20 protein-coding genes are annotated in these 23,786 nt (G+C 74.9%); 5 read left to right on the top strand and 15 right to left on the bottom strand.

Annotation, left to right across the window (positions count from 1 at the left end; genetic code table 11):
- Positions 1-108: 108 nt before the first annotated feature.
- Complete coding sequence (locus LG943_RS20045; protein WP_270073862.1) at positions 109-1,869, bottom strand: NAD+ synthase; 1,761 nt, start codon at positions 1,867-1,869, stop codon at positions 109-111.
- Between the two features lie 393 nt (positions 1,870-2,262).
- Here LG943_RS20045 and LG943_RS20040 point away from each other — a divergent pair, with 393 nt between their 5' ends.
- A complete protein-coding gene (locus LG943_RS20040; protein ID WP_270073861.1) occupies positions 2,263-3,624 on the top strand; it encodes a glutamine synthetase family protein in 1,362 nt (453 codons plus the stop codon).
- A 141-nt stretch (positions 3,625-3,765) separates the two neighbouring features.
- On the opposite strand, the gene LG943_RS20035 is transcribed toward LG943_RS20040, so the two are convergent.
- Positions 3,766-4,488, bottom strand: a complete 723-nt coding sequence (locus LG943_RS20035; protein ID WP_408648622.1) for a response regulator — start codon at positions 4,486-4,488, stop codon at positions 3,766-3,768.
- A 665-nt stretch (positions 4,489-5,153) separates the two neighbouring features.
- Between LG943_RS20035 and panB the strand changes: the two genes are divergently transcribed.
- Entirely contained in the window at positions 5,154-5,996 is an 843-nt protein-coding gene (gene panB, locus LG943_RS20030) for a 3-methyl-2-oxobutanoate hydroxymethyltransferase (RefSeq protein ID WP_270073860.1), read from the top strand.
- 253 nt (positions 5,997-6,249) lie between these two features.
- Positions 6,250-7,287, top strand: coding sequence for an LLM class F420-dependent oxidoreductase (locus LG943_RS20025; protein ID WP_270073859.1), 1,038 nt, complete (start codon positions 6,250-6,252; stop codon positions 7,285-7,287).
- Between the two features lie 54 nt (positions 7,288-7,341).
- On the opposite strand, the gene npdG is transcribed toward LG943_RS20025, so the two are convergent.
- From npdG to map, 7 genes are all read right to left on the bottom strand, one after another.
- Positions 7,342-8,028 (bottom strand): NADPH-dependent F420 reductase, encoded by a 687-nt coding sequence (npdG, locus tag LG943_RS20020; RefSeq protein WP_270073858.1) that lies wholly within the window; start codon positions 8,026-8,028, stop codon positions 7,342-7,344.
- Between the two features lie 57 nt (positions 8,029-8,085).
- Positions 8,086-8,496, bottom strand: a complete 411-nt coding sequence (locus LG943_RS20015) for a peptidoglycan-binding domain-containing protein (RefSeq protein WP_270073857.1) — start codon at positions 8,494-8,496, stop codon at positions 8,086-8,088.
- Between the two features lie 220 nt (positions 8,497-8,716).
- Positions 8,717-9,655, bottom strand: a complete 939-nt coding sequence (locus LG943_RS20010; protein WP_270073856.1) for a S66 peptidase family protein — start codon at positions 9,653-9,655, stop codon at positions 8,717-8,719.
- The gene (locus LG943_RS20005) at positions 9,652-11,673 is read right to left on the bottom strand and encodes a prolyl oligopeptidase family serine peptidase (RefSeq protein ID WP_270073855.1); all 2,022 of its coding nucleotides are present in this window, start codon (positions 11,671-11,673) and stop codon (positions 9,652-9,654) included. The genes LG943_RS20010 and LG943_RS20005 overlap by 4 nt, the downstream gene beginning before the upstream one ends.
- A gap of 121 nt (positions 11,674-11,794) precedes the next feature.
- Positions 11,795-13,186 carry a M20/M25/M40 family metallo-hydrolase gene (locus LG943_RS20000; protein WP_270073854.1) on the bottom strand — a complete coding sequence of 464 codons (1,392 nt, stop codon included), beginning with the start codon at positions 13,184-13,186 and terminating at the stop codon, positions 11,795-11,797.
- A 54-nt stretch (positions 13,187-13,240) separates the two neighbouring features.
- Positions 13,241-14,074: a M55 family metallopeptidase gene (locus LG943_RS19995; RefSeq protein ID WP_270073853.1), complete on the bottom strand. Its 834-nt coding sequence runs from the start codon at positions 14,072-14,074 to the stop codon at positions 13,241-13,243.
- A gap of 117 nt (positions 14,075-14,191) precedes the next feature.
- Entirely contained in the window at positions 14,192-15,043 is an 852-nt protein-coding gene (gene map, locus LG943_RS19990) for a type I methionyl aminopeptidase (protein ID WP_270073852.1), read from the bottom strand.
- 114 nt (positions 15,044-15,157) lie between these two features.
- On the opposite strand from map, the gene LG943_RS19985 reads away from it, so the two are divergent.
- A complete protein-coding gene (locus LG943_RS19985; RefSeq protein WP_270073851.1) occupies positions 15,158-15,361 on the top strand; it encodes a hypothetical protein in 204 nt (67 codons plus the stop codon).
- A 100-nt stretch (positions 15,362-15,461) separates the two neighbouring features.
- Here LG943_RS19985 and LG943_RS19980 read toward each other — a convergent pair whose 3' ends face one another.
- Positions 15,462-16,052: a hypothetical protein gene (locus tag LG943_RS19980; RefSeq protein WP_270073850.1), complete on the bottom strand. Its 591-nt coding sequence runs from the start codon at positions 16,050-16,052 to the stop codon at positions 15,462-15,464.
- 147 nt (positions 16,053-16,199) lie between these two features.
- Here LG943_RS19980 and LG943_RS19975 point away from each other — a divergent pair, with 147 nt between their 5' ends.
- On the top strand, positions 16,200-17,477 hold the full coding sequence (locus LG943_RS19975; RefSeq protein ID WP_270073849.1) for a cytochrome P450: 1,278 nt from the start codon (positions 16,200-16,202) through the stop codon (positions 17,475-17,477).
- 64 nt (positions 17,478-17,541) lie between these two features.
- Here LG943_RS19975 and LG943_RS19970 read toward each other — a convergent pair whose 3' ends face one another.
- From LG943_RS19970 to LG943_RS19950, 5 genes are read right to left on the bottom strand one after another with little or no spacing between them, the layout of a single operon-like run.
- Positions 17,542-18,576 (bottom strand): ABC transporter ATP-binding protein, encoded by a 1,035-nt coding sequence (locus LG943_RS19970; RefSeq protein ID WP_270073848.1) that lies wholly within the window; start codon positions 18,574-18,576, stop codon positions 17,542-17,544.
- Complete coding sequence (locus LG943_RS19965) at positions 18,573-19,712, bottom strand: oligopeptide/dipeptide ABC transporter ATP-binding protein (protein ID WP_270073847.1); 1,140 nt, start codon at positions 19,710-19,712, stop codon at positions 18,573-18,575. The genes LG943_RS19970 and LG943_RS19965 overlap by 4 nt, the downstream gene beginning before the upstream one ends.
- Positions 19,709-20,635 (bottom strand): ABC transporter permease, encoded by a 927-nt coding sequence (locus LG943_RS19960; RefSeq protein ID WP_270073846.1) that lies wholly within the window; start codon positions 20,633-20,635, stop codon positions 19,709-19,711. The genes LG943_RS19965 and LG943_RS19960 overlap by 4 nt, the downstream gene beginning before the upstream one ends.
- On the bottom strand, positions 20,632-21,675 hold the full coding sequence (locus LG943_RS19955; RefSeq protein ID WP_270073845.1) for an ABC transporter permease: 1,044 nt from the start codon (positions 21,673-21,675) through the stop codon (positions 20,632-20,634). Before LG943_RS19955 ends, LG943_RS19960 begins: the two co-directional genes overlap by 4 nt.
- A 4-nt stretch (positions 21,676-21,679) precedes the next feature.
- Positions 21,680-23,533: an ABC transporter substrate-binding protein gene (locus LG943_RS19950; protein WP_270073844.1), complete on the bottom strand. Its 1,854-nt coding sequence runs from the start codon at positions 23,531-23,533 to the stop codon at positions 21,680-21,682.
- Between the last annotated feature and the right edge of the window lie 253 nt (positions 23,534-23,786).

Below are 23,786 nucleotides of genomic sequence, written 5' to 3'. Positions count from 1 at the left end.
CCGGCCCGGTGGACGCGCCTGCGCAGCCGGACCGCGCGGCGGCCCGCATAGAAAGCGGCCGGGCGGGCGCGCCGGTGCGCGCCCGCCCCTTCAGCAGCTCCGGCCGGGTCAGCCCTGCGGCGTCCAGCGGTTGGTGATGGGCAGCCGGCGGTCGCGGCTGAGGTTGCGCGAGCTGATCTTGGGGCCGGGCGGGTACTGCCGGCGCTTGTACTCGGCGCGGTCGACCATGCGGATGACCCGCTGCACCAGCTCGGGCTCGTACCCGGCGATCGCCAGCTCGCGCAGCCCCTTGTCGGTGCCGATGTAGGCGTCCAGCAGGGCGTCCAGCACCGCGTAGTCGGGCAGGGAGTCGGTGTCGAGCTGGCCGGGCCGCAGCTCGGCGCTGGGCGGCTTGCTGATGGAGTTCTCCGGGATCGGCGGGACCTCGCCGGCCCGCTCGGCCTCGGCGTTGCGCCAGCGCGCCAGCTCCCACACCACGGTCTTCCAGCAGTCCTTGATCGGGGCGTAGCCGCCGACCGAGTCGCCGTAGAGGGTGGAGTAGCCGGCCGCCAGCTCGCTCTTGTTGCCGGTGGCCAGCACGAGGTGGCCCTCCTGGTTGGACAGGCCCATCAGCAGGGTGCCGCGCACCCGAGCCTGGAGGTTCTCGGCGGCCAGGCCGTCCAGGTGCATCGCGGCCTCGAACGCCGCCACGACGGGCGCGATCTCGACGGTGCGCGCGCGGATGCCCTGGCGCTTGGCCAGTTCCTCGGCGTCGGCCACCGAGTGGTCGCTGGAGTACTTGCTGGGCAGCAGCAGGCCGTACACCCGGTCGCCGCCCAGGGCGTCCACGGCGATGGTGGCGGTGAGCGCGGAGTCGATGCCGCCCGACAGCGCGATCGCGGCCGTGGCGAAGCCGTTCTTCACGGCGTAGTCGCGCACGCCCACCACCAGCGCGCGGTAGACCTCGCCGATGTCGGAGGCGGGGTCGGGGCGCGGGGTGAGCACCGGCGGCTGCGGCGCGTAGGCCGGCACCGGGTCGGCCGAGACGGTGTGGCGGACCACGGTGACGCCGTCGACCGGTCCCTGGGGCTCGGGCGCCTCGCCGGCGTCGGGCAGGGCGAGGTCGGTGACGAACAGGTTCTCCTCGAACTTGGGCGCGCGCGCCACCAGTTCGCCCTCGGCGTCCACGATGAGGGAGTCGCCGTCGAAGATCAGCTCGTCCTGGCCGCCGCACATGTTGACGTAGCCCACCGTCGCGCCGATCTCGCGGGCGCGGCGCTGGCACAGCTCCAGCCGGACGTTGTCCTTGTCGCGCTCATAAGGCGAGGCGTTGATGGTGATCAGCGCGCCGACGCGGGCGGCGCGGGCGGCCGCCACCGGGCCGCCGCCCTGCCACAGGTCCTCGCACACCGCGAAGGCGACGTCGACGCCGCGCAGCCGCACCACGGGCAGGGTCTCACCGGGCACGAAGTTGCGGAACTCGTCGAAGACGCCGTAGTTGGGCAGGTGGTGCTTTGCCGAGGTGACCTCGACCCGGCCCCGGTACAGCAGCGCGAACGCGTTCTGCGGCGAGCCCGCCGGCTGGCCGAACCGCTCCCCCACCCCGGTGCGGCGGCTGAGGAAGCCCACCGCCACCGGCAGCTCGCCCAGGCCCTCCTCGGCCAGGGCGGCGGCCAGCGCGTGGGTGGCCTTGATGGAGGCGGAGACGAAGGAGTTGCGCAGCGCGAGGTCCTCGACCGGGTACCCGGTGACGACGAGTTCGGGGAACACCGCCAGGTGCGCGCCGGCCTCGGCCGCGCGCCGGGCGTAGTCGACGACGATCCGGCAGTTGCCGTCGAGGTCCCCGACGGTGGGGTTCACTTGCGCCATCGCGATTCTGAGCTGGGCCACGTGCCGAGCCTAGTCGGCGCCGGTCCGCACGCCGCGCGCACCCCGGGTGTTGGGCGGGGGTGCCCGGCTGTGAGAATGCGTACACTGGCGGCGCGGCCGGTCGCCGCACCCTGCGTTAATGCGCCGGAAACCTGCGGCGGGCACACTGGGAGCCGCGGCCCTCCAGCACACTCGACCACGGGCGCGGCGGGAAGCCTCGGCCGCACGGCGGCCGCGATCCGGTCGGCGCGGTCGGCGCGGCGCACCCCGCCGCGGCAGCCGGCACGGCCCCGCCGCGGGGCGCGGGCGCCCCGACCGCACGCCGGCCAGCCACACCCGCCACATTCGCTCATACCGCCCAGCCGGCCCGGACGCCTCCAGGTGCCGGCACGCACGACACGAGGAAGGTGAACCGTGAACCGACAGCAGGAGTTCGTGCTCCGCACTCTGGAGGAGCGCGACATCCGGTTCGTCCGACTGTGGTTCACCGATGTACTCGGGTACCTCAAGTCGGTGGCCGTGGCCCCCGCCGAACTGGAGGCCGCGTTCGCCGAGGGCATCGGGTTCGACGGCTCCGCGATCGAGGGCTTCGCCCGGGTCTACGAGGCCGACATGCTGGCCCAGCCCGACCCCGCCACCTTCCAGGTGCTGCCCTGGCGCAACGAGCCCCACGGCACCGCCCGGATGTACTGCGACATCCTGATGCCCGACGGCAGCCCCAGCTACGCCGACCCCCGCCACGTGCTCAAGCGCCAGCTCGGCAAGGCCTCCGACCTCGGGTTCACCTTCTACACCCACCCCGAGATCGAGTTCTACCTGCTGAAGAAGAAGCCCGACCACGGCGAGCTGCCCGAGCCCAACGACTCCGGCGGCTACTTCGACCACACCCCGCACAACAGCGCCCACGACTTCCGCCGCAACGCGATCAACATGCTGGAGGCCATGGGCATCTCGGTGGAGTTCAGCCACCACGAGGGCGGCCCCGGCCAGCAGGAGATCGACCTGCGCTACGCCGACGCGCTCACCACCGCCGACAACATCATGACGTTCCGGCTGGTCATGAAGGAGGTGGCGCTGGAGCAGGGCGTCTACGCCACCTTCATGCCCAAGCCGTTCACCGAGTACCCCGGCTCGGGCATGCACACCCACATGTCGCTGTTCGAGGGCGAGCGCAACGCGTTCTACGAGCCCGGCGCCGAGTACCAGATGTCCAAGGTGGGGCGCCAGTTCATCGCGGGGCTGCTGCGCCACGCCGCCGAGATCACCGCCGTCTGCAACCAGTGGGTGAACTCCTACAAGCGGCTGTGGGACAACGCCGCGGCCTCGGCCGGCGCCGGCGGCGAGGCCCCCGCCTACGTCTGCTGGGGGCACAACAACCGCTCGGCCCTGGTGCGGGTGCCGATGTACAAGCCGGCCAAGAGCAACTCCAGCCGGATCGAGTTCCGCTCGGTGGACACCGCGTGCAACCCCTACCTCGCCTACGCGGTGATCCTGGCCGCCGGGCTGAAGGGGATCGAGGAGGGCTACGAGCTCCCGCCCGGCGCCGAGGACGACGTGTGGGCGCTGACCGACGCCGAGCGCCGCGCGCTGGGGATCGCGCCGCTGCCCCAGAGCCTGGACGAGGCCATCCGCGCCATGGAGGGCAGCGAGCTGGTCGCCGAGACCCTCGGCGAGCACGTGTTCGACTTCTTCCTGCGCAACAAGAAGGCGGAGTGGGAGTCCTACCGCCGCCAGGTGACGCCCTACGAGTTGCAGCGCTACCTGCCCACGCTCTGAGCGGCGTCCGCGCCCGCGCCGCGGCTGGTCCGGGCCGCGCGCCGCTGACACATGAAACCGGCCGGTCCCCGAGGGGGCCGGCCGGTCGCGTGTCGGGGGGCGCGGCGGGCGGAGGGCCGGGCCGGGGGCCGGCGGAGCCGCTCAGGCGTCGTCGAGGAACTTCTCGCGCACGGCGTAGACCGCCGCCTCGGTGCGCGAGTGCAACTGGAGCTTCTCGAGGATGTTGCGGACGTGGTTCTTCACCGTGTGCTCGGAGATGAACAGCTCGTCGGCGATCTCCTTGTTGTTCAGGCAGCGCGCCACCCGCACCAGGACCTCGGTCTCGCGCTCGGTGAGGTGGGGGACGGGGGTGCGGCGGCTGCGCGCGCCGTCCTTGCGGGCCAGGGCGGTGAACTCGCTGATGAGCTTGGTGGCCATGGAGGGGGTGATGAACGACTGGCCGCTGGCGATGGCGCGCACCGCACCGGGCAGCTCGTCGACGGAGATCTCCTTGAGCAGGTAGCCGGTGGCGCCGGCCTTCAGCGCCTCGAAGAGGTCGTCCTCCTCGTCGCTCATGGTGAGCATGACGATCTTGGCGCTGGGGACGGTGTCCTTGATGGCGGTGCACGCCTCGATGCCGCTGCGGCCGGGCATCCAGACGTCCATCAGGACGACGTCGGGCACCAGGTGGGCGGCGGTGCGCACGGCGTGGTCGGCGTCGCCGGACTCCCCGACGACGTCGATGTCGGGCTCCTCCTCAAGCACCGAGACCAGGCCGCGCCGGAAGAAGGCGTGGTCGTCGACCACGAGGACTTTGATGGTCGGGGCCTGGGTGCCGCTGCGGGCGGGAGACGCTGCGTCCGGGGCGGGGGGCTGCCCTCTCACAACGGAATTCCTTCCTGGCGCGAGGTGGCTCGGTATGGGATTTATCGGGTTCGGCGCTAGGGGAACCCGCAGGGTGCACCGCCGCACGACCAAGAGGCGGGATGCGCGCTTCGGGAGGCCGTTGCTCCGGACAGTTTATTCCATTGATGCGCGCCCCGACAGTGGCGCGGCGCGGCGGCCGATAGGGCGCGCACGCCCCCTCCAGGCCCTGCTGTTGGGGCTCTGCCGACAATATATCCAGCCACGGGCACAGTTCAGTCCAATTCGCCGGATTTCACCGCTGTTTTTCGATGGTTCCGCCAATTCTTTCCGGCCGCGCATACCCGGTGCCGCCGTCCCGACATTGCGCTTTCTTACGGTGATCTCCAGCGCGGCGACGGAAAGGTGCGCGCGGGTGCCGGGCGCGCCCGGCGCGCCGGCCCGGTGCCCGGTTCCCCGGCCGGCCCCGGTCCGGCTTCCGGCCCGCCCGCTCCCCCGCCCGCTCCCCCGCCCGCTCCCCCGCCCGCGCGGGATGATCCGGGGCCGCCGGGGGGTTGGCACGCAGAGGAAGTCGGTGAATCCTGCTATGCGATGATGAGTCCACCCGCGGCGCGGCGCCGCGGGCACCGACCGACACCGTCCGGAGACGCCGTCCAAGCGCTTCGAGACAACGGAGGAAGGCAGCCATGAGCAGTACCGCATCCGCCCCCGCCCTCTACGGGGGAACGGCCAACCGAAGGGTCACCGTCCGCGACATCCTCGCCGCCAAGGAACGCGGCGAGCGCTGGCCCATGCTGACCGCCTACGACGCCCTCACCGCACGCGTCTTCGACGAGGCGGGGATCCCCGTCCTGCTCGTCGGCGACTCCGCGGCGATGGTGGTCTACGGCTACGACTCCACCCTGCCCGTCACCGTCGAGGACCTGCTCCCGCTGACCGCCGCCGTCGCGCGCGCCACGCGCCGCGCCATGGTGGTGGCCGACCTGCCGTTCGGCTCCTACCAGGGCTCGCCCGAGCAGGCGCTGGCGGCGGCCGCCCGGTTCATGAAGGAGGGCCACGCCCAGGCCGTCAAGCTCGAAGGCGGCCACCGGGTGGCCGCCCACGTCGAGGCGCTGGTGGCGGCGGGCGTCCCGGTCATGGGCCACGTCGGCCTGACCCCGCAGTCGGTCAACACCCTGGGCGGCTACCGGGTGCAGGGCCGGGGCGAGGAGGCCGGGGCGGCGCTGCTGGCCGACGCCAAGGAGCTGGAGCGGGCGGGCGCCTTCGCCGTCGTCCTGGAGTGCGTGCCCGCCGACCTGGCCGCCCACGTCACCGGCCAGCTCAGCATCCCCACCATCGGGATCGGCGCCGGGCCGGGCACCGACGCCCAGGTGCTGGTCTGGCAGGACATGGCCGGGCTCAGCCCGCACACCGCCAAGTTCGTGAAGACCTTCGCCGACCTCAACGACACCCTGACCGGCGCGGCCAAGTCCTTCGCCGACGAGGTGGTCAGCGGCGCGTTCCCCGACGCCGCGCACTCCTACTCCTGACCTCTTCTCCCGGGCCTCTCCCCGGCCCCTGCCGCCCGCCGGCACGCGCCCCCGCCCTGAGCGGCGGACCGGGCGCGGCCCGCGGCGTCGAGCGCACCGGCGGACGCCGACCCGCCCTGCCCCCGCAGCCACCGGCGTCCGCCCCGGTCGCGGCGCCGGAACGCGCCGGGGGCGCGGCGGCGACCGAACGTTACTCGGTAGTAGAGTTTGCCGCATCCGGGCGCGGCCCGCCGCGCGAGACAAGGGAGGCACGATGCGCATCTCCATGCCGATGCAGTACGCCGGCGAGCCCAAACCGGTCGTCGACCAGGTCGCCGAACTGGAGAAGGTCGGCCTGGACACCGTGTGGGTGGCCGAGGCCTACGGCTACGACAGCCCCACGCTCATGGGCTACATCGCCGCCCGCACCGAGCGGGTCAACATCGGCTCGGCCATCCTGCCGCTCTACACCCGCACCCCCGCCCTCATCGCCCAGACCGCCGCCGGCCTGGACTACCTCTCCGACGGCCGCGCCGTGCTGGGCCTGGGCGCCAGCGGGCCGCAGGTCATCGAGGGCTGGCACGGCGTGCCCTACACCAAGCCGCTGGCCCGCACCCGCGAGATCATCGAGATCTGCCGCAAGATCTGGGCGCGCGAGGAGCGCGTCGTCCACGAGGGCCGTGTCTACACCCTGCCGCTGCCGCCCGAGCAGGGCACCGGGCTGGGCAAGCCGCTGAAGATCATCAACCACCCCGTGCGCAGCGCCATCCCGGTGTTCGTGGCCTCCCTGGGCGAGAAGAACGTCGAACTGACCGCCGAGGTCGCCGACGGCTGGCTGCCGCACCTGTTCATCCCCGAGAAGGCCGACGCGGTGTGGGGCGCGGCCCTGGCCCGGGGCAAGGCCAAGCGCGACCCCGCCCTGGGCGAACTCCAGATCTCGGCCGGCGGGCTGCTGGCCATCGGCGAGGGCGAGGAGACCCGCAAGCTCGCCGACCTCACCCGCCCCATGATCGCCCTCTACGTCGGCGGCATGGGCGCCAAGGGCAAGAACTTCTACAACGACGTCGCCCGCCGCTACGGGTTCGAGGACGCCGCCGAGCGCATCCAGGACCTCTACCTGGCCGGCCGCAAGGACGAGGCCGCCGCCGCGGTGCCCGACGAGTTCGTGGAGCTGAGCAACCTCGTGGGTCCGGAGTCCTACGTGCGCGAGCGCGTGGCCGCCTTCCGCGAGGCCGGGGTCACCCACCTCAACGTCACCCCCGTGGGCGACGACCCGGTCCGGCTCGTGGAGAAGCTGCACTCCTGGCTGTAGCCGCCGCGGCCGCGCCGCCGGGCGGCCCATCGGCCGCCCGGAGGCGCGCCTGGCTCACACGTCGGTGATACGCAGCCCGGCGTGGGCCTTGTAGCGGCGGTTGATCGCGATCAGGTTGGCGGTGAACGCCTCGACCTGGTGGGCGTTGCGCAGCCGGCCGCCGTAGATCCCGCGCACGCCCCCGATCCGGGCGGCCAGCGCCCGCACGACGTCGGTGGCCTCGCGGTCGTCGCCCAGCACCAGCACGTCCAGGTCGACCTCCTCGACCTCGGGGTCCAGCAGGACCACCGCCGAGACGTGGTGGAAGGCGGCCACCACCCGGCTGTCGGGCAGCACGGCCTCGGCCTGCTGGGCGGCGCTGCCCTCCTCGACGGGGAGCGCGTAGGGGCCCTTGGCGTCGAACCCGAGCGGGTTGACGCAGTCCACGACGATCTTGCCGGCGAGTTCGGCGCGCAGGCTCTCCAGCAGCGCCCGGTGGCCGTCCCAGGGCACCGCGACGATCACGATGTCGCCGCGGCGGGCGGCCTCGGCGTTGTCGGCCCCGGCCACGCCCAAGTCGGCGCCCAGGTCGGCCGCCGCCGCGGCGGCGCGCTCGGCGCTGCGCGAGCCGATGACCACGGAGTGGCCCGCCATGGCGAACCGGCGGGCCAGCCCCCGCCCCTGGTCGCCGGTGCCGCCCAGCACCGCGACGGTGAGTCCCGAGACGTCGGGAAGGTCGTGTGGAGTCCTCTGCTCTGCCATGCAGCGATCATGCCAGGCGGGGCGGCGGCCGCCCAGCGCGCGGGGGTGTCCGGCCGGTCACCCCCGCCGGGCCGGGGGGCGCGGGCGGGGTGCGGGCGTGTCGGGCAGGCCCAGCGCCCGCAGTTCGCGGCGGCGCCGCCAGGCCCGCGACAGCGCCGAGACGGTGCGGCCGTCGGCCACGCCGTCGGCGGGCAGCCCGCGGGCGCGCTGGAAGGCCGCCAGCGCCGCCCGGCGCGCCTCGGGCGGCGCGGCGGGGTCGAGTTCGCCGATCTCGATGAGCATGGCCCGCACCCGCGCCGGGTCGGGCTCGGGGACCAGCCCACGGGCGTCGAACAGAGCGCGCGCGGCGGGCAGCAGGGCCGCCAGCAGGCGGCGCGGAGCGGGAGCGGCCGGGCTGGACACGCCGGACGCGCGGGTCGCCCCCTCGGCGGGGCGCGCGGGGTGGTGGTGCGCGGTGATCGAGACCATGCCGACCGACCTCCTTGCCCGGGGGCGCCCGGGTGTGTGGGTGCTTCCTCCTTCGAGTATCGGCCGCCGAGGGTAAGAGCGCCTCGGTCCCCGGGTTGGAATCAGGTTGGTCCTTCGGGGGCGCCGAGGCCGGGTCGTCTCCCTCGTTCGTCGGGGGTCCGCCCCGACGAAGGAGGGAGACGGCCCCCTCACCACTCCCACCACCGCCGACCACCCGGCCTCAGGCCAGGGCGGGGACCTGGAGGGTCAGCGTCGCGGCGTCGGCGTCGAGTTCGGCGGGCACGCCCAGGGGCACGGTGAGCTGCTCGGGCCGGTGGCCGAACCCGAACTCGGCCACCACCGGCACCCCCAGCGGGGCCAGCCGCTCCTCCAGCATGGCGTGCACGGTGGCGAGGTCGGGGGTGCAGTCGGCCCAGGAGCCCAGCAGCACCCCGGCCACCCCCTCCAGCCAGCCGCTGCGCAGCAACTGGGTGAGCATCCGGTCCAGGCGGGTGACGTCCTCGTTGACGTCCTCCAGCAGCAGCAGGCCGCCGCGCGCCGACGGGCGGCTGTGCGGGGTGGCCAGGCCGTCGCTGAGCACGCTGAGGTTGCCGCCGACGGTGGTCCCGCGCGCCCGGCCGCCGATGAGGGTCCACGCGCCCGGCGGGCGCAGCACGGTCCGCGTCTCGGGCTCGAACAGGGTGGCGCGCAGGTGCTCGGCGGCCACGGTGTCCTCCACGAAGGAGTCCAGCGCCACCACCGGCCCGTGGAGGGTGGCGACCCCCAGCTCCACGGCGATCGCCTCGTGCAGCGCGGTGACGTCGCTGAAGCCGACGAACACCTTGGCGGGGGCGCGGCGCAGCTCGGCCGGGTCCAGCAGGGCCAGCAGCCGGTGCGCGCCGTCGCCGCCGCGCGCGCACAGCACGGCGGCGCTGCCGGGGTCCAGCCACGCCGCGCGCAGGTCGGCGGCGCGCTGGGCGTCGGTCCCGGCCAGGTAGGACAGCGTGGGGTGACGCGCGAGCACGTGCTCGCCGGGCACGGCCTCCAGCCCCCAGCCGCGCAGCACGGCGACGGCCTGCCGCAGGGTCTCCTCCTGCACCGGGCTGCACGGGGCCACCAGCGACACCCGGTCGCCGGGGCGCAGCCGGCGCGGGCGCTTCGCGGGGACCACGCCGCTCACGAGTGCAGCTCCAGCTTGGGCGCGTCGGTGGCGAACCCGAACACCTGGGCGTACAGCGACAGTTCGGCGTGCAGCGCGGCGGTGATGGTCTCGGCGCGGCGGAACCCGTGCTGCTCTCCCTCGAAAGCGAGGTAGGCGTGCGGCACGCCGCGCACCCGGGCCAGCAGCCGCTCGCACTGGGCGGGCGGGCAGATCTCGTCCTCCAGGCCCTGCATCAGCACGAAGGGGGCGCTGATGCGGTCGGCGGCGTTGACCGGGGAGCGCTCGGTGTAGCGCCGCCGCTCCTGCGGCCAGGGGCCCACCAGGCTCTCCAGGTAGTGCGACTCGAAGTCGTGGGTCTCGCCGGTGCGCCAGCCCGCCAGGTCCACGATGGGGAAGAGGATGGCGGCGCAGCGGAAGGCGTCGGTGAACGCGAGCGCGGCGGCGCTGGTCCAGCCGCCGGCGCTGCCGCCCCGGATCGCCAGCCGCCGGGGGTCGGCCAGGCCGCGCGCGACCAGCCCCTCGGCGGCGGCCACGCAGTCGGCCACGTCCACCACGCCCCAGTTGCCGCGCAGCCGCTCGCGGTAGGCCCGGCCGAACCCCGTGGAGCCGCCGTAGTTGACCTCGACCACGCCGATCCCCCGGCTGGTGAAGTAGGCGATCTCGATGTCCTGCACCAGGGGCGCGCGGCTGGTGGGCCCGCCGTGGGCCCACACGACGTAGGGCGGGAGTTCGCCCGGCAGCGGCTCGGCGGCGGGGTTGCGCGGCGGGTAGAGCAGGGCGTGCACCTCGCGGCCTCCGGGGCCGGTGAACTCCACCGTGCGCGGCTCGGGCAGGTAGGCGGCGCGCTCGTCACCGGCGGAGGCGTCGGCTGCGGCGGGGGCGTCGGCGCCCCCGGCCGGGCGGGGCCGGCTCAGGGAGCGCCACGAGCCGTCGGGGGCCACCGCCACGACCTCGGCGGCCAGGGCGGCGGAGGCGGCCACGCCCACGACGGTACGGCCGTCGGCGCCGGCGGCGGCCAGCCGGCCCAGCCACTCGGTGTGCGGTGTCGCGGCGTCCTCCAGGCGGCCGGTGGCGGTGTCGAGGACGCCCAGGGCGGTCGCCGCCCGGCCGTGCACGGCCGCGAGCCGCCCTTGGGGCAGCGGCAGCAGCCACGTGTAGCCCGGTTGCCACAGGGGGCCGCCGAACTCCTCCTCGCGCCGGGCCAGGGGCTCGGGGGCGTGCCATCCGCCGCCGGGGGCGGCGCTGAGGCGGTAGGGGTTCCACCAGCCGTCCGGGTCGGCGACGAAGTACAGGGTGGTGTCGTCGGCCCACTCGGCCTGCACGACCGACACCTCGGGGCCGCCGGCCACCTCCTCGGGGGTCCCGGCGCGCCCGTCGGGTCCGATCGGGGCCACGAGCAGCCGGGTGCTGTCCCAGGGCATGTCGGGGTGGTCCCACCCGATCCAGGACAGGCGGGAGCCGTCGGGCGAGATCCGGGGGCAGGCGAGGAAGCGGTGCCCGGCGGCGACCTCGCGCACTTCGTCGGGACCGTCGCAGCCGGCCAGCGGGACGGCGACGATCGAGCGGCGCACGTCGGTGGGCCGGGGGCCGGTGCGGCGCTCGCACACGCACCACACCTCCCCGCCGCCCGGCGCGAGCACGGGTTCGACGTAGCGCACGGCGGCGGGCGCGGCCGGCTCGGGCGTGAGGGGCCGGGGCTCGCCGCCGGGGTCCAGGCGGTAGAGCCGCTGGTCGGTGAACTCGGCGAAGACCACGGCGGCACCGGCCGCGCCGGGCACGAGCACGAAGGGCCGGCCGCCGTACTCGTGCACCCGGCTGCGGGCGTTCCAGGGGGCGGGCAGCACGGTTTCGGGCCGGGCGGCGGGGTCGTCCAGGCGGGTGCGGCACAGCGCCACCCGGCCGCCCTCCTGCGGGCGCGGCTCGGTCCACCACACCTCCTCTCCCAGGGCGGCCGGCCAGTTGGGGGCGCCGTCGCGGCGGGCGGCGTCGGCGGCGCTGATCGGCGAGGGCCAGGATCCGCAGGGCAGGGCGCTCATAGACGGGTAACGCCTTTCGTGGCAGGGGGCGGGGGGCGGTCGACGGGTTCTGTGGAGAGGGTCTGTCGACAGGTCTGTCGGCGGGTGCCCTCGGCGGGGTGCCGCCGGCAGGCGCGGCGGCTCAGGCGGTGCGCAAAAACCGGTCCAGCACGCGCGCGCCGAAGTGCAGGCCCGACACCGGCACGCGCTCGTCCACGCCGTGGAACAGCGCGCCGTAGTCGAGGCCGGGGGGCATGTGCAGCGGGGAGAATCCGTAGCCGGTGATCCCCAGGTCGGCGAACTGCTTGGCGTCGGTGCCGCCCGAGAGGCACACCGGCACCACGTGGGCGCCGGGGTCGAACTCCAAAAGGGCGGCGCGCATCCGGGCGAAGACGGGGGCGTCCACGGGCGCCAGCAGGGGGCGCGAGCGGTGTTGGTAGGTCCAGGAGACGCGCGGCCCGGTCAGCTCGTCCAGCACCGCGCGGAACTCCTCCTCGGCGCCGGGCAGCACCCGGCCGTCGATCCCGGCGGTGGCGGTCTGGGGCACCACGTTGACCTTGTAGCCGGCGGCGAGCATGGTCGGCACGGAACTGTTGCGCACGGTGGGCGCCACCAGTTCGGCGGCCTCACCGAGGCGCGCCACGAGGGCGTCCACGTCGCGCTCGGGGTCGAACCCGGGGGCGTCGAGGTCGGCGGGCACGCCCACGGCGGCGGCCAGGCCGGTCAGCGCGGCGCGGGTGACCGGCGTGAGCCGCACCGGCCAGCGGTGGGCGTGGATCCGGGCGACGGCCTCGGCCAGGGCGGCGACGGCGTTGTCGGGGTTGGTCTTGGAGCCGTGCCCGGCGGTGCCGGCGGCCGCCAGTTCCAGCCAGGCGGTGCCGCGCTCGCCGGCTCCCACGGGGTAGATCCGCACGGGCTCGCCGCCGGCGGTGCGGGCGTGCACGGTGTAGGCCCCCGACTCCCCCACGGCCTCGGTGCAGCCCTCGAACAGGTCGGCGCGGTTGTCGACCAGCCACTGGGCGCCGTAGGCCGCGCTGTCCTCCTCGTCGGCGGTGAAGGCGAGCACGATGTCGCGGCGCGGGCGCAGCCCGGTGCGCGCCCAGTGCCGCACCACCGCCACCGCCATGGCGACGGTGCCCTTCATGTCGACCGCGCCCCGGCCCCACACCATGCCCTCGGCGACCTCGCCGGAGAACGGCGGCACCCGCCACTGGGCGGGGTCGGCGGGCACCACGTCGAGGTGGCCGTGGACGAGCAGGCCGGGTGCGGCGGGGTCGGTGCCGGTCACCCGCGCCACGACGTTGGCGCGGCCCGGCGCCGTCTCCAGCAGCAGCGGGTCCAGGCCCGCGTCGGTGAGGCGCTCGGCGACGTACTCGGCGGCGGGCCGCTCAACGCCCTCGCCGCCGCCCCGGTTGGTGGTGTCGATGCGGATCAGCTCGGCGGTGAACCGCACGGCCTCCTCGTCCAACCGGGCGTGGGCGCCCTCGGCGCCGGCCGCCGCATCGGTCCGGGTCTCCTGGTCAGCGTGGCGCACGCGCCCCTCCGCCCTTTCGTCGCCGCGCGGCCCCGCCGGGTCGGCCGGGGCGCCTCAGCCGTACCGCTCCTCCACCGCGTTGGCGATGACCGTGGTCACGACCTTGAAGCAGCGGATCATCTCAAAGGCGGTGGGCGCGGTGTAGCGGACACGCCGTTCGCCCGCGAGGTCGACACCGGGCACCAGCGCGGCGGCGCCGGCCAGGTGGGCGGCGTCGACCTCCACCTCGACCGTGAACGGGCCCCGACGCGCGGGCTCGGTGCGGCGCGCCCCGGCAGCGGCGGCCTGGGCCGCGTCGGCGATCTCGGCGGCGGTGGCGGCGGGCGGGCGGCACACGGCGGCGTAGCGCGACACGTAGGTCTTGACGGCGACCGTGCGGGCGCCGGGGGCGTAGCCGGCGGCGTCCAGGCAGGTGCGGTCGTCGCCGGTGACCAGCACGACGGGGCTGCCGTACTCGGCGGTGACGGCGGCGTTGAGGCGGCCCTCGCTCGCGGGCTCGCCGTCCAGCCACACCCCGGTGACGGAGTTGGGCAGGTAGGTGTGGGCCAGCACGCCCTCGGTCCCGGCGCCGGTGTGGTAGCCCAGGAAGGCCACGCCGTCGACGTCGCCGCGCTGGACGCCCTCGACCATCGACAGCTCCTTGTGTCTGCCGGTGAGCATGGCCGCGCGCGGGTCCAGCCGCTCCAGCAGCAGGTTGCGCATGGTGGCGTGCGCCTCGTTCACCAGCACCTCGGTGGCGCCGCCGGCGAAGAAGCCGGACACTGCGGCGTTGACGTCGGAGGTGAACATGGCCCGGCAGCGCTGCCACTGCTCGGTCCCGGGCTCGACGTCGGCCGGCCAGGTCACGCCGGTGGCGCCCTCCATGTCGGCCGAGATCAGGATCCGCACCGCGCCTCCTCGTCTGGGTCGCCGGGGCGGAGGCCCCGCCCGTCAATCGTCGGGCGCGAGCCTAGCCGCCCCGTGGCCCCGGCGGGCGGACATCGGGTCGCGGGGAAGGTAGAGGGGCTAGGGCAGGGTGAGGACCTCGGCGCCGTCCTCGGTGATGACGAGGGTGTGCTCGAACTGCGCGGTGCGGCGGCGGTCGGCGGTCACGGCGGTCCAGCCGTCGTCCCAGACCTCGTACTCGACGGTGCCCAGGGTGATCATCGGCTCGATGGTGAAGGTCATGCCGGGCTCCATGACCGTGGTGGCGCGGGGGTCGTCGTAGTGGGGCACCGCCAGGCCGGAGTGGAACTCCGGGCCCACGCCGTGGCCGGTGAAGTCGCGCACCACCCCGTAGCCGAACCGCTTGGCGTAGGACTCGATGACGCGGCCGATGACGTTGATCCGGCGGCCGGGCCGGCACGCCTTGATGCCGCGCTCGGTGGCCTCGCGGGTGCGCTCCACCAGCAGCCGGGACTCCTCGTCGACGTCGCCGGCCAGGAAGGTGGCGTTGGTGTCGCCGTGGACGCCGTGGATGTAGGCGGTGATGTCGATGTTGACGATGTCGCCGTCGGCGATCACGGTGTCGTCGGGGATGCCGTGGCAGATGACCTCGTTGATCGAGGAGCACAGCGACTTGGGGTAGCCCTTGTAGCTGAGGGTGCTGGGGTAGGCGCCGTGGTCGCACAGGAACTCGTGGCCGACGCGGTCGAGTTCGTCGGTGGTGACCCCGGGCCGCACGTGCCGGCCGACCTCCTGGAGCGCCTGCGCGGCGATCCGGCCGGCGATCCGCATGGCCTCGATGGTCTCGGGTGTCTGGACGTCGCCGAGCACGCCCTCGACCGGGCGCTTCTTGCCGACGTACTCCGGACGCTCGATGCCGGCGGGGACCGAACGGGGCGGCGAGATGCGCCCGGGAACAAGCGGCGTAGTCATGTCTGCGGATTCTAGTTCGTAGCCGTGACCGGCCGATCCGCGTCGATACACCGACACGCGGGTAAGAGCCCGGAAGTAGGCAGGCGAAGCCGGACGAACCCGCAGGAGCCGACCATGAGCGACCGGGACCACTCCGCCACGCCGGACGAGGACCGGCAGTGGTGGTATTGCCTTCGACACAGCAGGCCCGAGCAGGGCCCGGGATGCCCCGGCAAGTACCGGCTGGGCCCCTATCCCGACGAGGCCACCGCGGCGTCGGCGCTGAACATCGTCTCCGAGCGCAACGAGGCGTGGGACGAGCAGGAGGACCGCGACTGAGCACCGCGACCGAGCGCGCCTGAGGACGCGACCGGAAAGCGCACCACCGGCGCCCGCGGCCTTCCCCACCGCCGCGGGCGCCGGGCGTGCGCCCGGCCCGCTACTCCGGGATCCGCGGGCCGCTCACGACGTCCAGGAACCGCGACAGCCGCTCGCGGAACCCGGGCTTGCGGTCGGGGTCGGCCTGCCCGGCGGCCGTGCTCACCAGGTGCTGCAACCCCTCGAAGGTCAGCGGTGAGGTGGCGGGCCGCAGGCTGATGGAGTCGTGCGCCAGCGAGGTCAACTCGGGGTCGCCCTGGTCCAGCGACAGGATGGTCGCGCCGGTGTGGCGGGCGTCGTCCACCCGCTCCAGCAGCGGCACGGGGGCCTCCTCGGCGGCGTTGACCACGAACAGGGTCTCACCCCGGCGGGCCTCGGCCAGGCGGTCCAGGCCGATCCGCAGGTGGGCGGGGGCGTCGGGCGGCGGCTGCCAGCGCACCAGCGTGGGCGCGAGCACCGGCAGGCCGCTGTAGCGGGCCTCGTCGTCGAGGTGGGCGGCCAGGTGCCAGGGCTCGTCGTCGGGCGTGCCGAGCAGCATCAGCCCGCCCGGGGCGCGGGTGCGGCGCAGCGCGCGGGCGAAGTCCTCGCTGCGCTCAACCCAGGGGGTCGAGGCCAGCAGTTCGCGCAGCAGCATCACATGTTGGGCGTCCACGTCCTCATGGTGCCTCATCAGGGCCCCGCCGCGCAGCGGTTCCGCCCGTTGGGCCCGGGGTTACCCCGCTTCGGGCGCGGGTAGGCGCGGCCGGTGGGCGCCGCGGGCGAGTGGCGGCGCCACCAGGCGCGACGGGAGGCCACCGCCATGGAACCCACACCCGGCACGACGGGGCTGGACCGCACCCTGGCCGCGCTGCGCGACCCCTACCGGTTCATCGGGCGCGCCGTGGACCGCCACGGGTCCCCGGTGGTGGCCACCCGGCTGCTGCTGGCACCGGCGGTGTGCGTGACCGGCGCCGCCGCGGCGGCGGAGTTCCAGGACGACACCCACTTCACCCGGCACCGGGCGGTGCCGCGCCGGGTCGTGGCCACGCTGTTCGGCCGGGGCGGGGTGCAGGGGCTCGACGGCGCCGAGCACCGCCACCGCAAGGCGATGTTCACCGGCCTGATGAGCGCCGACCGGGTCGCCGAACTGGCGGCGCTGGTGGACGCCGAACTGCTGCGCGCCGCCCGGTCCTGGCCCGTGGGCGAGCCGGTTGTGCTCTACGACGCGTTCCGCGCGGTGCTGACGCGCGCGGTGTGCGCGTGGGCGGGGGTGCCGCTGCCCACCGTGGACGCCGAGCGGCGCACCCGCGAGCTGACCGCCCTGTTCGACGGCGCGGGCGCCGTGGGGCCGCGCCACTGGCGCGCTCGGCTGGCCCGCCGCGCGGCCGACCGCTGGGCCGCCGACGTCATCCGCCGGATCCGCGCCGGGCGCATCACCCCGCCCGAGGACTCCGCCGCCCACGCCGTGGCCTGGCACCGCTCCCTCGACGGCGCGCTGCTGGCGCCGCACACCGCCGCCGTGGAGCTGCTCAACGTACTGCGGCCCACCGTGGCGGTGGCGGTCTACCTCGCCTTCGCCGCCCACGCCCTGCACCACCACCCGCGCTGCGCCCGCGCGATCGGCGACGAGGCCGCGGCGGACGCGCCGGGCGGCGGCTACGCCGAGCTGTTCGCCCAGGAGGTGCGGCGCCACTACCCCTTCTTCCCGGCGGTGGCCGCGCGCGCCCGCCACGACCTGCTGTTCCAGGGCCATCCGGTGAGGCGGGGCCGGCGGGTGCTGCTCGACCTCTACGGCATCAACCACGCCGCCGAGCGCTGGGGCGACCCCGAGGAGTTCCGGCCCGAGCGGTTCGCCGACGCGCAGTGGGACCCCTACGGTTTCGTGCCCCAGGGCGCGGGCGACCCCGCCACCGGGCACCGCTGCCCCGGCGAGCCGATCACCGTGGCGCTGATCGCCGCCGTGGCACGCCGCCTGGTCGGGCTGCGCTACGAGGTGCCCGAGCAGGACGACACCGTGGACATGGCGCGGCTGCCGGCGCTGCCGCGCAGCGGCTGCGTCATCCGCCCGCTTGGCCCGCCGCCGGAGCAGGCCCCGTAGGACAGGTGGTCCCCGCAGTCCTCATCGCCCCCGCGCCGGGCGCGCCCCGCGCGCCCGCCGGAGGTCAGCCGCCCGCGGCTTGCGCGCGCGCCCAGTGGCAGGCGGCGTCGGCCGCGCCGCCGGCGGGCAACGGACCGGGGTCCTCGGTGCGGCACCGCTCGGCCACGCCGGCGGCCTCGGCCCGCCCCGAGGCCAGCACCGGGCAGCGCGCGTGGAACCGGCAGCCGCCGGGGATGCGGGTGGGGTCGGGCGGCTCACCGGCGAGCACCTGCGGTTCCTGGCCGGCCTCGGGCAGCACCGACAGCAGCGCCCGGGTGTAGGGGTGGCGCGGCGCCGACAGCACCTCCTCGACCGTGCCGGTCTCCACCACCCGGCCCAGGTACATCACGGCGATGCGGTCGGCGATGTTCCACGCCAGCCCGAGGTCGTGGGTGACCACCAGCGCCGCCAGGCCGAAGTCGTCGCGCAGCCGCATCAGCAGGCGCAGGATCTCGCCGCGCACCGAGGCGTCCAGGGAGGCCACCGGCTCGTCGGCGACGATGACCTCGGGGTCGAGGATGAGCGCGCCCGCGATGACGACCCGCTGGCGCTGCCCGCCCGACAGCTCGTGGGGGTAGCGCAGCAGGAACCGCTCGGGCGGGCGCAGCCCGGCGCGCGACAGCGCCTCGGCCACGCGCTCCTGCTCGTCGGGGGTGGCGCCGTTGTGGATGCGCCGCCCCTCGGCCACGGCGTCGTAGACGGTGTGGCGGGGGTTGAGCGAGCCGCTGGGGTCCTGGAGCACCAGTTGGGCGCGCTCGCGGAACCGCTTCAGCTCCCGGGACCGGTAGTCCAGCGGGCGGCCGTGGTAGGCCACCTGCCCGGAGGTGGGCCGCACCAGCCCCAGCAGGGCGCGCGCCAGCGTCGACTTGCCGCAGCCGGACTCCCCCACCAGCGCGACGATCTCGCCGGGGCGGATTTCCAGGTCCACGCCGTCGACGGCGCGGGCGGCCCGGCCGCCGCGCCCGGCGAAGGTCACGTGCAGGCCGGAGGCGCTGAGCACCGGCCCGGCCGGCTCGGGCGCCGGCTGGTCGGGGGCGGCGGGCGCGGCGGGCGCCGTCATCGGGTCTCCTCGGGTTCGGGTGCGCGGTCGCCGCCGGACTCCGGCGTGCCGCCGGGCTCAGGCGTCCCCCCGGGGTCAGGCGTCCCGCCGGGGTCCTCGGTGGCCGCGGGGGCGGCCGGGACGCCCCCGCCGTCCGACCCCTCGGGCGGCGGCACGCCGAGGGCGCGCGCCTCCTCGGCGGAGAGCACCCGCACGCAGGCGGCGCCGCGGTCGGGGCCGGCCGGCCACAGCGCGGGGTCGACCTCGGCGCAGCGGTCCTGGACGGCCGGGCAGCGCGGCCGGAACGCGCAGCCGGAGGGCAGGTCGGCGGGGTCGGGCGGGTCGCCGGGCAGGCCGCGCGGCGCCCGGCGGGAGGCGGGGTCGCCCACGCGGGGGAACGCGGCGCTCAGCGCGGCTCCGTAGGGGTGGCGGGCGTCGGCGAACACCGCGCCGGCCGGCCCCTCCTCCACGATCCGCCCGGCGTACATCACGGCCAGGCGGTCGCAGGTGTCGGCCAGCACCGACAGGTCGTGGCTGATCATCAGCATGCTGATCCCGCTGCCGGCGACCAAGTCGTCGATCAGCCGCAGGATCTGGGCCTGGATCATGACGTCGAGCGCGGTGGTGGGCTCGTCGGCGATGATGAGGCGGGGCCGGCAGGCCAGCGCCATCGCGATCATGGCGCGCTGGCGCTGCCCGCCCGACAGCTCGTGGGGGTAGGAGCGCGCCCGCCAGGCGGGCAGCCCCACCTGCTCCAGCAGTTCGCCCACGCGCCGCCGCGCCTGGGCCGGGGTGGCCTGGCCGTGCACCAGGACGGGTTCGGCGATCTGGTCGCCGACGCGGTGCACGGCGTTGAGCGAGTGCATGGCGCCCTGGAAGACGATGGACGCCCCGGCCCAGCGCACCGCGCGCAGCCGGCCCCAGCGCATGCCCAGCACGTCCTCGCCGTCGAGCAGCACCTGGCCGCTGACGCGCGCGCTCGCCGGCAGCAGCCGCAGCAGGGCCAGGGCCACGGTGGACTTCCCGCAGCCCGACTCCCCGGCCACGCCGAGCGTGGTGCCGGGGGCGATGCCGAAGGAGACCCCGCGCACGGCGGGGACCTCGCCGCCGGCGGTGCGGTAGGCGACGTGCAGGTCGCGGACGTCGAGGTAGTTCACTGGCGCTCCCGCAGCCGGGGGTTGAGCACGCTTTCCAGGGTGCGACCGCACATGGTGAAGGCCAGGGACACCACGGCGATGGCCACACCGGGCGGCACCATGTACCACCAGATACCGGAGCTGATGGCGCCGGCGGTGCGGGCGTCCTGGATGATCCCGCCCCAGGAGACGGTGGCGGGGTCGCCCAGGCCGAGGAAGGCCAGGGTGGCCTCCATCATGATGGCCTCGGCGACCAGCAGGGTGGTCTGGGCGAGCACCACCGGCATGACGTTGGGCAGCACGTGGCGCAGCATGACGTGGGCGTGGCCGCCGCCCAGCGCCCGCGCCCGCTCGATGAACGGCCGGGCCTCCACCGCCAGGGTCTGGGCGCGCACCACGCGGGCGGTGGCCGGCCAGGCGGTGACCCCGATGGCGATGATGATGGTGAGGGTGCTGCGGGTCATGACCGCCGCCAGCGCCACCGCCATCACCAGGGCCGGCAGCACCGCGAACCAGTCGGTGACGCGCATCAGCACGTTGCCGGCCCACCCGCCGAAGTGGCCGGCGGTGACGCCGACGAGCGTGCCCAGCGCCACCGACACGAACGCCGCCAGGAACCCCACGGTCAGCGAGATCCGCGCGCCCCACACCACCAGGTCCAGCACCGAGCGGCCGTAGGCGTCGGTGCCCAGCGGCGCGCCCGCGCCGGGCGGGTCGAACCGGCCGCCCGGGGCGTCGGTGATGGAGAGGTCGCCGGGGCCGATGAACAGCGGGGCCGCCAGCGCGGCCGCCGCGATCAGCAGCAGCGCCGCCAGGCCGGCCATGCCGCCCCGGTTGGCGGCGTAGGCGCGGGCGTAGCCGGCGAGGGCGCGGCGGCGGCGCGCCCAGGCCAGGCCGCGCCGGCTCGCGGGCGCCCCCGCCGCGGGGGCCTCGGCGGCGCTCATGTGCGCACCCGGGGGTCCAGCAGCGGGTACACCAGGTCGGCCAGGAGGTTCATCAGGATCACCGAGCCCGCGAAGACGACGAAGAGGGCCTGGACGATGGGCAGGTCGGGCACGCGCAGCCCGGAGTAGAACAGCGAACCCAGACCGGGCCAGGCGAACACGGTCTCGATGAGGATGACGCCCGAGACCACCCGGCCCAGGTTGAGGAAGATGAGGGTGACCGTCGGCAGCAGCGCGTTGGGCACCGCGTGGCGGCGCAGCACCAGCGCGTCGCGCAGCCCCTTGGCGCGGGCGGTGGTGAGGTAGTCCGCGCCCGCCTCGTCGACCAGCGAGGACCGCATGATCATCATGTACTGGGCGTAGACCACGGCGACCATGGTGGCCACCGGCAGCACCATGTGGTGGGCGACGTCCAGGGCGACGTTGAGCGGGCCGGTGACCCCGGGGGTGGACATCCCGCTGGTGGGGAACAGCCCGGCGCCCGAGGCCAGCAGCACGATCAGCAGCAGGCCCAGCCAGAAGGAGGGCACCGACCACAGGGTCAGCGCCACCCCGGTGTCCACCCGGTCCATGACCGACCCGCGCCGCCACCCGGCGCGGGTGCCCAGCACCAGGCCGAGCACGGCGGCGATCAGCGTGCCGGTGCCGGCCAGCAGCAGGGTGGGGCCCAGCCGCTCCAGGATGAGGTCGGACACCGGCACCCGGTACTGGTAGGAGGTGCCGAAGTCCAGGGTGAGCATGCCCAGGCAGTAGTCGAGGAACTGCTGGGGCAGCGGCTGGTCCAGGCCGAAGTCCCGCCGCATGGCCTCCAACTGCTCCACCGTGACGGCCCGGCCCTGGGTCAGCGCGGTGACCGGGTCGCCGGGCAGCACGCGGAACAGGAAGAAGCTGGTGACCATCACGGCGAGCAGCGACACCAGGGCGGTGAGGACGCGCCCGCCCAGGTAGCGCACGGTGGGCGGCAGGCCGGGCCGCCGCCCGCCCGCGCGCGGGGCGGGGGCGGCGTCGGCGGTGGCGCCCGCGGCGGGTGGCGCGGTCATGGGGCTACTCCCGGTCCTCGGCGGTGGCGGAGCGGCGGCGCAGCAGGACGACCCCGCCCACCACCGCGACCAGGGCGAGCACGCCTGCCCCGGCCAGCGCCCAGGCGGGCACGCTCGGGCCGGAGGCGGCCTGGGTCTGGGCGGGGGTGGCCGAGGTCCAGGCCCAGTGGCCGTCCTGGCCCCAGATGTTGCCGCCGGGGTCGGGCTGGACCTGGATGTCGGAGATCTGGTCGGTGCGGTAGGCCTCCAGGGTGTCGGCGTAGGTCAGGACGTTGACCACAGCCTCCTCGTAGAGGATCTCCTGCATCTGGCGGACCTGCTCGGCGCGGCCCTCGGGGTCGTCGTAGTTGGCGAGCTGCTGCTCGTAGAGCCGGTCGTACTCCTCGTCGCAGAAGTAGGCGTCGGTGCGCATGGTGCCGCGCTCCACCGGCAGGGCGTCGCAGGTGTGGATGCCCAGGACGTAGTCGGGGTCGGGGTTGACCGACCAGCCGGTGAAGATGAGGTCGTAGGTGCCGTTGTAGAGGGCGTCGCTGAGCACGCCGGGGTCGACCGTCTGGTTGTCGATCTCGATGCCGATGTCGGCCAGGCGCTCGTCGATGAGGCGGCCCATGGCGACGTAGTCGGGCCGGTCGTTGTGGACGTGCAGGCGCAGTTCGAGGCGGTCGCCGTCGGGCGAGACGCGCACGCCGTCGTCGCCCGTCTCGTAGCCGGCGTCGTCGAGCATCTCGTTGGCGGCGTCGACGTCGAAGCTGAGCGCCTGGTCGGGGTCGGGCTCCCAGTGGTAGTTCTCGTAGCGCGCCGGGATGTAGCCGCCGGCGGGTTCGGCGTAGCCGCCGTAGACCGACTCCACGATCTCGTCCTTGTCGATGGCGCGCATGATGGCCTGGCGCAGCACGCGGTCGGTGAGGGCCGGGTGGCCGTCGCCGAACTCCTCGCCGTCCTGGGTGCGGGCGCCGGGGTTGATGGTGAACGCCTGGAACCGCTTGCCGGTGGCCTCGTTGACGGCGATGTTCTCGGTCTCGCGCAGGGCGTCGGCCTGGGCGGGGGTCAGCTCGGCGATGAAGGAGACCTCGCCGGCGCGCAGCGCCTCGACCTGGGCGTCCTTCTCCGGCATGTAGCGGAACACCAGCCGGTCGAACTTGGGCGGTTCGCGCCAGTAGTCGTCGTTGGCCTCCAGCGTGATCGACTGGTTGGCCCGGTGGTCGGTGATGACGAAGGGCCCACTGCCGACGATCGGGAAGTCCTCGTCGTTGTTGAACGCCCCGAAGTCCTCGACGTCCTCCCAGACGTGCTTGGGCACGATGGGGATGTCCAGGGCGAGCATGGTGGCCTGGGGCTCAGCCAGCTCGATGCGCAGGGTGGTGTCGTTGACGGCGGTGGCGCTCTCGAAGTTGGCGACGAAGTTGCCGTTGGCGGTGGCGGCGCCCTCGTCCTCCATCATCGTGGTGTAGGTCCAGGCGATGTCCTCGGCGGTGAGGGGCCGGCCGTCGCTCCACTCCACGTCGTCGCGGATGGTGAAGGTCCAGGTGCGGCCCTCGTCGGTGGTCTCCCAGGACTCCGCGAGCGCGGGGATGGTCTCGTTGGTCTCGGGGTCGTAGTTGGTGAGGTAGTCGTAGGCCAGCCGGTGGATGGTCGTGCTGATCAGCCGCTGGGCGAGGAAGGGGCTCAGCGAGTCGACCGGCTGCGAGACCGCGATGGTGAGGGTGTCGCCCTCGCCGCCCCCGCTGTCGGGGGAGGCGGCGGCGGGCGCGGCGGGCAGCGCCGCGAGCGCGGCCGCCAGGACGGCGGCGGCGGAGGACTTGAGCGCGGCGAGCGCGGCGGCGGCGCGCCGCCCGGGACGTTCCTGCGATCTGGCCATGAACTGGGCTACCCCTCTGTGGCGATGACGGGGGGACGGGGTGGTATTGCGGTGATCGCGACACGAACAGTTGGTTGTTTACCAGCGTGGACAGAATTGCGTCAACGATTTACACCGCGCGCGTCACGCGTTGTTCACAATCGCGAATCGGGTGGCCGACGGCCCGAAACGGACGCACGGCGCCTGGGCGCGCACCCGGCGCGGTTGGGTGCGTTCCCGCCGCCCGATCCGCGCCCGCCGAAACCCCTCCCGG

Origin of the sequence: Streptomonospora mangrovi (assembly GCF_027604915.1) — a bacterium.
In the GTDB taxonomy this organism is placed as follows: domain Bacteria; phylum Actinomycetota; class Actinomycetes; order Streptosporangiales; family Streptosporangiaceae; genus Streptomonospora; species Streptomonospora mangrovi.
The sequence above is the reverse complement of the archived record's forward strand: the minus strand, read 5'-3'. Positions and strand labels throughout refer to the sequence as shown.